The 12,978-nt window shown below is 69.5% G+C and carries 9 protein-coding genes; 7 read left to right on the top strand and 2 right to left on the bottom strand.

Features of this window, described 5'->3' with window-relative positions:
* Window positions 1-48: 48 nt before the first annotated feature.
* Entirely contained in the window at window positions 49-1,311 is a 1,263-nt protein-coding gene (locus tag ROZ00_09435; GenBank protein MDT3736435.1) for a HAMP domain-containing sensor histidine kinase, read from the bottom strand.
* Window positions 1,295-1,984: a response regulator transcription factor gene (locus tag ROZ00_09430; GenBank protein MDT3736434.1), complete on the bottom strand. Its 690-nt coding sequence runs from the start codon at window positions 1,982-1,984 to the stop codon at window positions 1,295-1,297. The genes ROZ00_09435 and ROZ00_09430 overlap by 17 nt, the downstream gene beginning before the upstream one ends.
* A 212-nt stretch (window positions 1,985-2,196) precedes the next feature.
* Between ROZ00_09430 and ROZ00_09425 the strand changes: the two genes are divergently transcribed.
* The 7 genes from ROZ00_09425 to ROZ00_09395 all read left to right on the top strand — a co-directional run bounded on the left by ROZ00_09425 (window position 2,197) and on the right by ROZ00_09395 (window position 12,976).
* Window positions 2,197-4,152: an SLC13 family permease gene (locus ROZ00_09425; protein MDT3736433.1), complete on the top strand. Its 1,956-nt coding sequence runs from the start codon at window positions 2,197-2,199 to the stop codon at window positions 4,150-4,152.
* 6 nt (window positions 4,153-4,158) lie between these two features.
* On the top strand, window positions 4,159-6,267 hold the full coding sequence (locus ROZ00_09420) for a SulP family inorganic anion transporter (GenBank protein MDT3736432.1): 2,109 nt from the start codon (window positions 4,159-4,161) through the stop codon (window positions 6,265-6,267).
* A 69-nt stretch (window positions 6,268-6,336) separates the two neighbouring features.
* Complete coding sequence (gene hyfB / locus ROZ00_09415) at window positions 6,337-8,346, top strand: hydrogenase 4 subunit B (GenBank protein ID MDT3736431.1); 2,010 nt, start codon at window positions 6,337-6,339, stop codon at window positions 8,344-8,346.
* The gene (locus tag ROZ00_09410) at window positions 8,343-9,296 is read left to right on the top strand and encodes an NADH-quinone oxidoreductase subunit H (GenBank protein MDT3736430.1); all 954 of its coding nucleotides are present in this window, start codon (window positions 8,343-8,345) and stop codon (window positions 9,294-9,296) included. The genes hyfB and ROZ00_09410 overlap by 4 nt, the downstream gene beginning before the upstream one ends.
* A complete protein-coding gene (locus ROZ00_09405) occupies window positions 9,293-9,961 on the top strand; it encodes a formate hydrogenlyase (GenBank protein ID MDT3736429.1) in 669 nt (222 codons plus the stop codon). The genes ROZ00_09410 and ROZ00_09405 overlap by 4 nt, the downstream gene beginning before the upstream one ends.
* Window positions 9,962-9,968: 7 nt before the next feature.
* Window positions 9,969-11,420 (top strand): hydrogenase 4 subunit F, encoded by a 1,452-nt coding sequence (locus ROZ00_09400; GenBank protein ID MDT3736428.1) that lies wholly within the window; start codon window positions 9,969-9,971, stop codon window positions 11,418-11,420.
* Window positions 11,417-12,976 carry an NADH-quinone oxidoreductase subunit C gene (locus ROZ00_09395; protein ID MDT3736427.1) on the top strand — a complete coding sequence of 520 codons (1,560 nt, stop codon included), beginning with the start codon at window positions 11,417-11,419 and terminating at the stop codon, window positions 12,974-12,976. Before ROZ00_09400 ends, ROZ00_09395 begins: the two co-directional genes overlap by 4 nt.
* The last annotated feature ends 2 nt before the right edge of the window (window positions 12,977-12,978 follow it).

Below are 12,978 nucleotides of genomic sequence, written 5' to 3'. Positions count from 1 at the left end.
GCGGCGAAACGCGAGGGCAATGCTAGCGGGTGGTGCGTGAAGGGAGCGTTAAGAACCGAAACCGAGCGTCGCCGTCGTGCCTTGCATGGAAGGGCTGTCGAGCGTGATGTGCCAACCCACGCGTTCGCAGACGCGCTTGACGAGGGAGAGCCCGATGCCGGCCCCCGAGCTTTCGGGTCCGCGGAAATGGCGGTCGAAGACGCGGTCGAGGTCCTCGCCGGGGATGCCGCTGCCGCTGTCGGCGACGACGAGCTTGTGCCGGTCCAGCGTGACCTGGACGCGGCCGTTGCGCGTATGCGCCACGGCGTTATGGACCAGGTTGGCGACGACGATGGCGAACAGGGCCGGCGGCACGGGCAGCAGGACCGCCTCCGCCACCTCCAGTTGCAGATGCGTGCCGCGCCCCGCGGCGAGCGGGCGGTAGCGCTCGATGCAGCGCGCGGCCAGCGGGCCGGCGTCGCAGGGCGTGTCGACCGGCGCATTCCCTTCGCGCGCCAGGAGCAGCAGGGCGTCGGTCAGCTCGCTCATTTCCGCGGCGGCGCGCTCGATGCGGGCGATGCGCTCGCGCCGGGCCTCGCCCAGCCCCGGGTCGTCGGAGAGCACTTCGACGGCGCCGCGGATGACCGCCAGGGGCGTGCGCAATTCGTGGCTGGCGTCGGCGGTGAACGCGCGTTCGCGCTCGACGAAGGCCGCCAGCCGCGCCAGGTAATGGTCGAAGGCGTTCGCCAGCCGGTCGATCTCGTCGCCGGGATCGGCGGCGCGTCCCAGGCGCGGCGGCTTGTCGGGGTCGGCGCGCAGGACGGCCTCGGCGAGATCGGTCACCGGCGCGATCACCTGGCCGGCCAGCCAGACGCCGCCGAGGGTGGCGAAGATCGTGATGAAGGCGACGCCCGCCGCCAGATAAATGAGGAAGCGGCGCTCGCGCCGCTGCTGGCGCGTCTCGTCGAACAGCAGCACGTAGCGCTCGCCGGCCCGTTCCTCGACCGCGACGCGGTAGGGGATGCCGTCGAGCAGCAGTTCATGGCGGCCGGGCGGCAGGGCGGCGATCGGCGCGGGCAGGTCGGCGGCCGCCGCGCCCGGCCGGAGCAGGTAGCCGCGCAGGCTGGCGGTGGCCGGCGGCAGCGACGCCGGGTTGCGCTCGCGCCGCGCCTTGTAGTCGGCCATTTCCGCCGACAGCGTCTCGTCCATCAGACGCTGCGAAACGTCGTGGGCGGCGATCCAGATGCCGAGGGCGAAGAGCAGGCTCAGTGCCGCGCCGAGCACGGCGAAGGCAATGGAGACACGGATGCGAAGGCTATGCCTGCGGCGCATCCGGGTCGGCGATCTGCCAGCCGATGCCGCGCTTCGTGTGCAGCAGCGGCAGGCCGAAGGGTTTGTCGATGGCGCTGCGCAGCGCATGCAGGTGGGTGCGCAGTGCGTCGGAGTCGGGCGGGGCGTCGCCCCAGATGGCGCGCTCCAGCTCTTCGCGTCCGACGACGCGCGGCGCGGCGCGCATCAGCACCGAGAGCATGCGCAGGGGAATCGGCGGCAGCGTGATCGCCCGGCCGCCGCGCGTCACCGCCAGGGAGGCGGTGTCCAGGCGCAGATCCGCCACCTGCAGGGCGCCCGGTGCCACCGTCCCGCGGCTGCGCCGCATCAGCGCCTGGATGCGCGCCAGCACCTCGCGCATGGCGAAGGGCTTGACGAGGTAGTCGTCGGCGCCGGACTCGAGGCCGACCACCCTGTCATCGAGGGTGTCGCGCGCCGTCAGCATGAGGATCGGCGTGGTGCACCCGAGATCCTCGCGCAGGCGCCGGCACAGCGTGATGCCGTCCATGCCCGGCAGGATCAGGTCGAGCAGGATCGCATCGAAGGACTGCGTGGCGGCGAGGCGCAACCCGGCCGGCCCGTCGCCGGCGACGTCCACCACGAGTCCCCGCGCCTCCAGGTAGTCGGCGATGTTGGCGGCGAGATCCGGATTGTCCTCGACGACGAGGATTTTCATCTGCGCTGTCATGCGGCAATTATGGCGTAGTCGCCCAGGCGCGGGGCGAAGCAGAATTCGGCACCTTGATCGCGGAATAAAAATTCCCGTCGACCGGCTTTTCGGCGTGCTGCTAATATCACAGGCTACGTTAAGGGAACGTTAAATAGAGGCGAAGCGAGCGCCAGGCGCCGACAGCCCTCCCTCCGATACAACCTTTCGAGCCCAAATAAATGAGTGATAAATCCGCCTCGAGCCCGGCCAGGACCGTGGTGGCTGCCGTGCTCTTCGCCTTGGCCGCCGCCGGCGTCGCCGCCGTGGTGCCGAGCCGGGAGATCGCCGTCGTCTTCGCCATCCTCCTGCTGACCGTCTATCTCTTCGCCTTCGAGGTCGTCGGCGTCGACGTGGCGGCGGTGAGCGTCATGGTGCTGCTGGGCCTGGTCAGCGCCTTCAGCGGCGCGCTCGGCCTGGCGCAGCCGCTGGTGCCGTCCTCGGAACTGTTCCGCGGCTTCTCCAGCAACGCCGTCATCTCGATCATCGCCGTCATGATCATCGGCGCCGGCCTCGACAAGACCGGCCTCATGGGCCGGCTGGCCGGCACCATCCTGAAAGTCGCCGGCCGCACCGAGGCGCGCGTCATCCCGGCCATCTCCGGCACGGTCGGCTTCATTTCCAGCTTCATGCAGAACGTCGGCGCCGCCGCACTGTTCCTGCCGGTGGTGAGCCGCATCTCGGCGCGCACCGGCCTGCCGATGTCGCGCTTGCTGATGCCGATGGGCTTCTGCGCCATCCTCGGCGGCACCATCACCATGGTCGGCTCAAGCCCGCTGATCCTGCTGAACGACCTCATCCTCACCTCCAACAAGGCCCTGCCGGCCGAGCACCAGATGCAGACCTGGTCGCTGTTCACCGTGACGCCGATCGGCCTCGCCCTGCTGGGAAGCGGCATCGTCTACTTCGTCCTCGCCGGCCGCTTCGTGCTGCCCGGCGGCGGGCACGAGACGATCACCCAGGCCACCAACACCATGGAATATTTCCAGCGGCTGTACGGCCTCGACTACGGCCTGTTCGAGGCGGTGGTGCCGGCCGGCAGCCCGCTGGTGGACAAGACGCTGGACGACATCGAGCGCAGCGGCCGCCTGCGCGTGATCGCGGCGCAGACGGGCGAAGAGACGCGCGTCGGCCCCGGCGGCCTGTCGCGCGAGGTCGGCATCGGCGCCGGCACCGTGCTCGGCATCCTCGGCGCGCCGGAGCGGCTGCGCGCCTTCGTCGACGCCAACGGCCTCGAACTGCGCGACGACCTGCTGACGTTCACCGAGGCGCTCTCCGCCGCCAAGGCCGGCCTCGCCGAGGTGGTGATCCCGCCCGGCTCCGAGCTGATCGGCAAGAGCGCGCGCGACGTCTGGCTGCGCAAGACCTACGGCCTCGCCATGGTGGCCCTGCACCGCGCCGGCAAGACCCTGCGCGAGGGCGACGGCATCCGCGACATGCCGCTGCAGGCGGGCGACGCCCTCGTCGTGCACACCACCTGGGACGGGCTGGCGCGGCTCGAGTCGAACCGCAACTTCGTCGTCCTCACCACCGAGTATCCGCACGAGGAGCTGCGGCCGCACAAGGTCCGGCCGGCGCTGGCCTTCTTCGCCGTCGCCCTGTTCCTGATCCTGTTCACCGACGTGCGCCTGTCGATCGCCCTGATGACCGGCGCCATCGGCATGATCCTCACCGGCGTGCTGCGCATCGAGGAGGCCTACCAGGCGGTGAGCTGGAAGTCGGTGTTCCTGCTGGCGAGCCTGATCCCGCTCGGGCTGGCCGTGGAGACCAGCGGCACCGCCGCCTGGATCGCGCAGCAGACGCTGTCGATGCTCGGCGGCACGCCGACCTGGGTGCTGCAGTTCGCCATCGCCGTGCTGGCGACCTGCTTCACGCTGGTGATGTCCAACGTCGGCGCCACCGTGCTTCTGGTGCCGCTGGCCGTCAACATCGCCATCGGCGCCGGCGCCAACCCGGCGGTATTCGCGCTGACCGTGGCGCTGGCGACCTCCAACTCCTTCTTCCTGCCGACGCACCAGGTCAACGCCCTCATCATGGGGCCGGCCGGCTACCGCGTCGCCGACTTCATGCGTGCCGGCGGCATCATGACGATACTTTTCCTCGCGGTGCTGATGATCATGCTGAACATCGTGTTCTGACCGCGCGTGCCCACGCGCCTCTTCCCCTTCCTGCGCTGGCTGCCTTACGGCGGCGACAAGCTGCGCGCCGACTTCGTTGCCGGGCTCACGGTTGCGCTGGTGCTGGTGCCGCAGTCGATGGCCTACGCCCAGCTCGCCGGCATGCCGGCCTACTACGGCCTCTACGCCGCCTTCCTGCCGGTGATGGTGGCGGCGCTGTGGGGCTCCTCCAACCAGCTCGGCACCGGGCCGGTGGCGGTGGTGTCCCTGCTGACGGCCTCCACGCTCGCCCCGCTGGCCGCGCCGGGCTCCGCCCAGTACATCGCGCTGGCGATCATGCTGGCGCTGATGGTCGGCCTGTTCCAGCTGGCGCTCGGCGCCTTCAGGCTCGGCGTGGTGGTGAACTTCCTCTCCCATCCGGTCATCGTCGGCTTCACCAATGCCGCGGCGATCATCATCGGGCTGTCGCAGATCAACAAGCTGATCGGCGTGCCGATGGGCCGCTCCGAGCATTTCATCCAGGACATCTGGGGCGTGGTCCTGCAGGCCGGCGACACGCACCTGCCGACGCTGGCCATGGGCAGTGCCGCCATCGCCATCATGTGGGCGCTGCGCAAGTGGGCGCCGAAGCTGCCGGGCGTGCTCATCGCGGTGGTGCTCACCACCGTCGTCAGCTGGTCGATCGGCTTCGAGCGCAACGCCACGGGCCGGATCGACAGCATCGCCGACCCGGAAGCCCGGGCGCTGCTCGCCGAGCATGCCCGCACCGCGCTGCGCATCGACGAGCTGAGCGGCCTGATCGGCACCAAATCGGCGCAGTTGAAGAATCTGCGGAAGGAGCACGGCGAACTCGGCCACGAGGCGGCGACGCTGAACTACGAAATCGAACTGCTCAAGCTGCAGCTGCAGGACCGCGAGAACGAGAACCGAGGCCGCAACCGCGCCATCCGCAGCATCGTCTTCGAGCGAGTGGCCGGAGCCGACGGCAGGCCCGACCGGCTGTATGCCGAGGGCAGGGTGCCGCCGGGCGAGCGGTCCGACGGCCGCCGCTGGCGCATCGCCCGCGCCGGCACGGACGAGTTCCGGCTGGTCGGCGGCGGCGAGGTGGTGGGCACGGTGCCGGAAGGGCTGCCCTCCGTCGGCATGCCGAAGATTTCCTGGGACATGATCGGCAGCCTGCTCTCGGCCGCCATCGTCATCTCGCTGGTCGGCTTCATGGAGGCGATCTCCATCGCCAAGGCCATCGCGGCGCGCACCAAGCAGAAGATCGACCCGAACCAGGAGCTGATCGGGCAGGGCCTGTCGAATGTCGTCGGCGCGCTGACCCAGGCCTTCCCCGTCTCCGGCTCGTTCTCGCGCTCAGCCGTGAACATCAATGCCGGCGCCGTCACCGGCATGTCGTCGGTGATCACCGGGCTGTTCGTCCTGCTCACGCTGCTGTTCCTGACGCCGCTGCTCTACCACCTGCCGCAGGCGGTGCTGGCGGCGGTGATCATCATGGCGGTGATCGGCCTGGTGAACTTCGCCGCGATCGGGCACGCCTGGCAGGCCAGCCGCCACGACGGCATTGCCGCCATCGTCACCTTCGTCGCCACGCTGGCCGCAGCGCCCCACCTCGACAGCGGCATCCTCGTCGGCGCCGGCCTGGCGATCGGGCTCTACCTCTACCGCACCATGACGCCGCGCGTCGCCATCCTCGGCCGCCACCCGGACGGCACGCTGCGCGACGCGAAGCTGCACAGGCTGCCGGCCTCCGAGGTCGTCACCGCGGTGCGCTTCGACGGGCGCCTGTATTTCGCCAACGTCGCCTTCTTCGAGGATGCCATCCTCGAGGCCGTCGCCGCCAATCCGAAGGCGCGCTGGCTGCTGGTGGTGGGCGAGGGCATCAACGAGCTCGACGCCTCCGGCGAGGAAGTCGTGCGCCACCTGGTCGAGCGGCTGCGCAGCAACGGCGTGACGATGCTGTTCTCGGGCCTGAAGAAGCAGGTGCTCGACGTGATGCGCGCCACCGGCCTGCACGAGGCGATCGGCGAGCGCAATTTCCACATCACCGCCGACCGGGCGCTGGAGGCGATCAGCGCCGAAATCGCATCGCAGGGCATCGAGGGCGCCTTCTGCCTGCTGCCGCAGAAATGACGAAGTCATGGCGCATGCGGCTTTGCCGCCCTCGGCAGCCGGGCATTTGCTAAGATAGCTGCCGTCGCCATGCCAGATCTGCTCCCCATCGACGTCCTGCTCATTGCCGCCTGCGCCTGGCTGGCGATCGGGCTGGCCGGGCTGGCGGCGCCGCGCAACCTGTATTTCATCAGCAAGATCCTGTTCCCGCTCGGTGCCGCGGCCGGCGTGCTGGCCGGACTGACTTCCCTGCGTTTTCTCGGCGCCGGGCCGGAAGTCGCCGTGCTGGCGATCGGCCTGCCCGACCTGCCCTTCCACCTGCGCCTCGACAATCTCGCCGCCGTCTTCGTCCTGCTGCTCGGCTTCGCCGCCGCCGGCATCTCGGTCTTCGCCGCCGGCTACTTCAGGAAAGGCGAGGGCGCCGCGCCGGGCCTGCTCTGCCTGCAGTACCACTTCTTCCTCGCCAGCATGCTGCTGGTGCTGCTGGCCGACGACGCCTATGCCTTCATGGTGGCCTGGGAGGGCATGGCGCTGTCCTCGTTCTTCCTCGTCACTACCGACCACCGCCACGCCGAGATCCGCCGCGCCGGCTACCTCTACCTGCTGATCGCCCACGTCGGCGCCATCGCCATCCTGCTCTCCTTCGGCGTCATGACCGCCGGCAGCGGCGACTACAGCTTCGCCGGCATGCGCGCGCAGGCGCTGTCGCCGTTCTGGGCCTCGGCGGCCTTCCTGCTGGCGTTCGCCGGCTTCGGCGCCAAGGCCGGCCTGCTGCCGGTGCACGTCTGGCTGCCCGAGGCGCATCCCGCGGCGCCTTCGCCGGTGTCGGCGATGATGAGCGGCGTGATGCTGAAGACCGCCATCTACGGCCTGCTGCGCGTCTCCTTCGACCTCCTCGGCGAGCCGCTCTGGTGGTGGGGCGTGGTGGCGATGAGCATCGGCCTCGTCACCGCCGTCTTCGGCGTGCTCTACAGCACGGTGCAGAGCGACATGAAGCGCCTGCTCGCCTATTCCTCGATCGAGAACATCGGCCTGCTCGCCGTGGCGCTGGGACTGACTTTGATCTTCCACGCCTACCGCATGGAGGCGCTGGCGGCGCTGTCGATGACGGCGCTGCTCTACCACTGCCTGGCGCACGCCGGCTTCAAGAGCCTGCTGTTCCTGTGCACCGGCTCGGTGCTGCACGCGACGAAGGAGCGCAGCCTCGGCAAGCTGGGCGGCCTCATCCACCGCATGCCCTGGGTGGCCTGGCTGGCGCTCGCCGGCGTCATCGCCAGCGCCGGGTTGCCGCCGCTGTCGGGCTTCGTCTCGGAGTGGCTGCTGCTGCAGAGCTTCCTCTTCTCGCCCGGCCTGCCGCATCCCTGGCTCAACATGGTGGTGCCGGTGGCCGCCGCGGTGGTGGCGCTGGTGGCGGCGCTGGCCGGCTTCGCCATGGTCAAGTTCTACGGCATCGTCTTCCTCGGCCAGATGCGCGAGGAGGCGCTCAAGGACGCCCACGACGCCGGTCCGTGGGAGCGCGCCGGCCTGCTCTGGCTGGCCGGCCTGACCCTGGCACTCGGCGTGCTGCCGACCGCCGTGATTTCCGTCATCGATGCCGCCACACGGCAGCTGCTCGGCACCGGACTCGCCGACAAGGTGCGCGAGCACGGCTGGTGGCTGCTGGCGCCGATTTCCCCCGACCGGGCGAGCTATGCCCCGCTGGTATTCCTCGCCGTGATCGCGGCGGCGGTGCTGCTCGGCCGCCAGCTGGTGCACCGCCTCTACCACGGCCGCCTGCGCCGCTCGCCGGCCTGGGACTGCGGCTACGTCTTCCAGGGGCCCCGTGCGCAGGACACGGCCGAGGGCTTCAGCCAGCCGATCCGCCGCATCTTCGAGCCGATGTTCCGCATGGAGCGGCATTTCCCGACGCTGCGCGACGAGAAGCCGTATTACAGCGTCAAGGTGGAGGACCACTTCTGGCACTGGCTCTACCTGCCGCTGGCGCGCCTCGTCGAGGGGGTGTCGCGGCTGATCATCCGGCTGCAGGGAGGGCGCATCGCCATCTACCTGCTCTACAGCTTCCTCACGCTGATCGTCCTGCTGCTGGTGGCGCGGCCATGAACGTCTTCGGATTCCTGGGGCAGCTGTTCGCCATCGCGCTCGCGCTGCTGCTGGCGCCGCTGCTCACCGGCTGGGTGAACCAGTGCCGTGCCTGGCTGCAGAACCGCTCGGCGCCGCCGCTGCTGCAGCCCTACTACATGCTGCACAAGCTGTTCCTCAAGGACGTGGTGCTGGCGCACGGCGCCTCCCCCCTGTTCCGCTTTGCGCCCTTCGTGGTGTTCGGCTGCATGGTGCTGGCCTGCGCCATCATTCCGACGTTGTCGACCGACCTGCCCTTCGCACCCGCCGCCGACACCATCGCGCTGGTCGGCGTCTTCGGCCTGGCGCGCATCTTCATCGCGCTGGCGGCGATGGACGTCGGCACCAGCTTCGGCACGCTCGGCGGCCGGCGCGAGATGCTGGTCGGCTTCCTCGCCGAGCCGGCCCTGCTGATGGTGATCTTCACCACGGCGATGATCTCCCAGTCGACCTCGGTGGCCACCATCGTCGAGACCCTGGCCCACCGCGACTTCATCATCTATCCGAGCCTGGCCTTCGCCGGCATCGCCTTCACCTTCGTCTCCTTCGCCGAGAACGCGCGCGTGCCGGTGGACAATCCGGCGACGCACCTCGAGCTGACCATGATCCACGAGGCGATGGTCCTCGAGTACTCGGGACGCCACCTGGCACTGATCGAGTGGGCGGCCAGCCTCAAGCTCTACGCCTATTCCTGCCTCGGCCTGGCGCTGTTCTTTCCCTGGGGCATCGCCGAGGGCGCCAGCGTCGCCGGCCTGCTGCTGGCGATCCCGGTTCTGGTGGGCAAGCTCGCCATCGGCGGGATGCTGCTGGCCGTCATCGAGACCATCAATGCCAAGGTGCGCATCTTCCGCGCCCCCGAGTTCCTCGGCACCGCCTTCCTTTTCGCCGTGCTGGGGCTGCTTGTCCGCCTGTTGCTGGAGAGCCAGTCATGAACGCGACCGTGCCGCTCTCCGCCCAGCTCATCAACCTGTTCGCCGCGGTGGTCCTGCTGCTGGCCTTCGCCATGCTGGCGCAGCGGCGCGTCCTGCCGCTCATCAATCTCTTCGCCCTGCAGGGGCTGACGCTGTGCCTGTCCACCCTGGTGGTCGCCTTCACCACCGGACAGGCCCACCTCTACGGCTCGGCCGCCCTGACCCTGGTGCTGAAGGCCGTCCTGCTGCCCCTGATCCTGCACCGTCTGGTGCGCAAGCTGCAGGTGAAGGCCGACGTCGAGGGCCTCATCAACGTGCCGACGACCATGCTGGCGGGCATCGCCCTGGTGATCATCGCCTTCAACGTCGCCCTGCCGATCTCGCAGCTTTCGAGCACCATCAGCCGCGGCACCCTCGGCATCGCGCTGGCCAGCGTCATGCTGGCCTTCCTGATGATGATCGTCCGCACCAAGGCGATCCCCCAGGTGGTCGGCTTCCTTGCCATGGAGAACGGCCTCTTCCTCGCCGCCACCAGCGCCACCTACGGCATGCCGATGGTGGTCGAGCTGGGCATCGCCCTCGACGTGCTGATCGGGGTCATCATCCTCGGCGTGTTCTTCTTCCAGATCCGCGACCAGTTCGACAGCCTCGACATCCGCCACCTCGAGAATCTCAAGGAACGCTGAACAGGCCATGGACTTCTTCACCCTGACCCTCGCCATCCCCCTCGTCAGCGGCCTGCTGCTCGCGGTGGCGGGCGAGCGCAGCTGGGCGCCCAACCTCAACGTCATCGCCAGCCTCGGCACCTTCCTCGCTTCGGTGCTGCTCACCGCCGAGATCGTCGCCATCGGCCCGCGCATGGCCTTCGGCGAGATGTTTTTCATCGACTCGCTCAACGTCTTCCTGGTCGCGCTGACCGCCTTCGTCGGCCTCACCACCAGCATCTTCTCCGGCCCCTACATGAGGAACGAGCGCGAGCACGGCCGGCTCACCGCGCCGCGCCTGCGCCTCTACAAGAGCATGTTCCAGCTGTTCATGTTCACCATGCTGGCGGCGCTCACCACCAACAACCTCGGCATCCTCTGGGTGGCGATGGAGGCGGCGACGCTGACCACCGTGCTGCTGGTCTCGCTCTACCGCACGCCGGCCAGCCTCGAAGCGGCGTGGAAATACTTCATCCTCTGCGGCGTCGGCATCGCCCAGGCCCTGTTCGGCACCATCCTGCTCTACTTCGCCGCCGAGCGCGTGCTCGGCGAGACCGGCCAGGCCCTGTTGTGGACCCACCTCGTCGACGTCAAGGGCCAGCTCGAACCGACCATCATGGCGCTGGCCTTCATCTTCCTGCTGGTCGGCTACGGCACCAAGGTCGGCCTCGCGCCGCTGCACAACTGGCTGCCCGACGCACACGCCGAGGGCCCGACGCCGGTTTCGGCGGTGCTCTCCGGCCTGCTGCTCAACGTCGCCCTCTACGCCATCCTGCGCGTCAAGGTGCTCGCCGACGGCGCCATCCCGACCGGCTTCGCCGGCAACCTGATGATGGGCTTCGGCCTGCTCACGCTGGTGGTGGCGGCCTTCTTCCTGTCGCGGCAGAAGGACATCAAGCGCATGTTCGCCTACTCGTCCATCGAGCACATGGGCCTCATCACCTTCGCCTTCGGCATGGGCGGGGCGGTGGCGAACTTCGCCGGCCTGCTGCACATGACCATGCATTCGCTGACCAAGTCGGCGATCTTCTTCGCCGTCGGCCATGCCGCGCAGAAGTGCGGTACCCAGGTGATGGAGGACATCCGCGGCCTCATCAAGATCAACCCGGTGATCGGCTGGGGCCTCATGCTCGGCACGCTGGCCATCCTCGGCATGCCGCCCTTCGGCGTCTTCGCCAGCGAGTTCATGATCCTCACCCACGCCATGAAGCACCACCCGTGGGCGACGCCGATCCTGCTGCTCGCCCTCGGCGTCGCCTTCGCCTCGATCTTCGGCAAGGTGCAGCCGATGGTCTTCGGCGAGACCCACGTCAAGCGCCTGCCGCATGCGCCGGCCATCACGCCGGTGTTCGTGCACCTGGCCCTGGTGCTGATGATCGGCCTGTGGATTCCGCCTTATCTCACGCGCTGGTTCCACGAGGCGGCGAGGATGCTCGGATGAGATTCCTCGGCGAGCCCATCGAATTCGAGAAGCAGCCGGGCATCGGCAGCCCGGTCTGGCTCGGGCGCGCCGGCAGCGGCGAGGCGCTGCAGGCCTTCGCCGTCGCCGTCCACCGTGCCGACGGCCGCCTGGCTGCGCTCTGGGGCAGCGACGAGCGCCGGCGCAGCGGGTGCTTCCGTGTGCATTGCGTGTTCGGCTTCAGCGCCGGCCATGCCTGGCTCAGCCTCGACCTGCCGGCGGAGAATCCCGTGTACCCCGACCTGGCCGGCATCTTCCCCGCCGCCAACCGCATGCAGCGGGCGACGCGCGACCTCGTCGGCATCGCCACGGCGGGCGGCGACCAAAGGCCCTGGCTGCGCCACGGCGCCTGGCCGGCGGACTGGTTCCCGCTGCGCCACGACGCGGGCGAGGGGGAGGGCTTCCCCAATGCGCCCAGCGACTACGAATTCGTCCAGGTCGGCGGCGAGGGCGCCCACGAGATTCCCGTCGGGCCGATCCACGCCGGCATCATCGAGCCGGGCCACTTCCGCTTCTCGGTGATCGGCGAACGCGTGCTGCGCCTCGAGCAGCGCCTCGGCTACCAGCACAAGGGCGTCGAGAAGCTGTTCATCGGGAAGAATCTCGCCGAGGGCGCGCGGCTCGCCGGCCGCATTTCCGGCGATTCCACCTGCGCCTATGCCTGGGCCTATGCCTCGGCCGTCGAGGCCGCCTGCGGCGCCAGCCCGCCGCCGCGCGCGCTCGGCCTGCGCGCGCTGATGCTGGAGCGCGAACGCGTCGCCAACCACCTCGGCGACCTCGGCGCGCTCGGCAACGACGCCGCCCTGGCCTTCGGCTTTTCCCAGTTCATGCGCCTGAAGGAGGACTGGCTGCGCCTGAACGCCGCGCTCTTCGGCCATCGTTTCATGATGGACCGCATCGTGCCCGGCGGCACGGCGCTCGACCTGGAGGCGCCCGCCTTGCGCGCCATCGCCGAGCAATGCGAAGCCATCGGGCGCGAGGTGAAGGCGCTCGGGAAAATCTACGACGAACACGCCGGCCTGCAGGACCGCTTCCTCACCACCGGCGCCATCGATGCCGAGCTGGCGCGCGAACTGTCGCTCACCGGCGTTGCGGCGCGCGCCACCGGACTGATCCTCGATGCCCGCGCCCACCGGCAGGGCTACACGCCGCCGCCGCCGTGGGCGATGCTGGGCGTGCGTCCGGCCACGGACGAGCGCGGCGACGTGGCGGCGCGGGCCGCGGTGCGCTTCGCGGAGATCGTCGAATCGCTGCGCCTGCTGCGCGAGCTCGCCGCCGGCCTGCCCGACAGCGAAGTGTGCGTCGAAGTGCCGCCGGCGCCCGGGGGCGACGGCCTCGGCGTGATCGAAGGCTGGCGCGGCGAGGTGCTGGTCGGCGTGGCGCTGGACGGCGAGGGCCGGCTGGCCCGCGTGCACCCGCACGATCCGTCCTGGCAGGCCTGGCCGGCGCTGGAGCATGCGGTGATGCGCGACATCGTTCCCGACTTCCCGCTCATCAACAAGTCGTTCAACCTCTCATACAGCGGAGCCGACCTGTGATC

The sequence above is a fragment of the Denitratisoma sp. genome (assembly GCA_032027165.1).
In the GTDB taxonomy this organism is placed as follows: Bacteria; Pseudomonadota; Gammaproteobacteria; order Burkholderiales; family Rhodocyclaceae; genus Desulfobacillus.
Note: the sequence above shows the minus strand (reverse complement) of the source record. Positions and strands in the feature narration are given on the sequence as shown.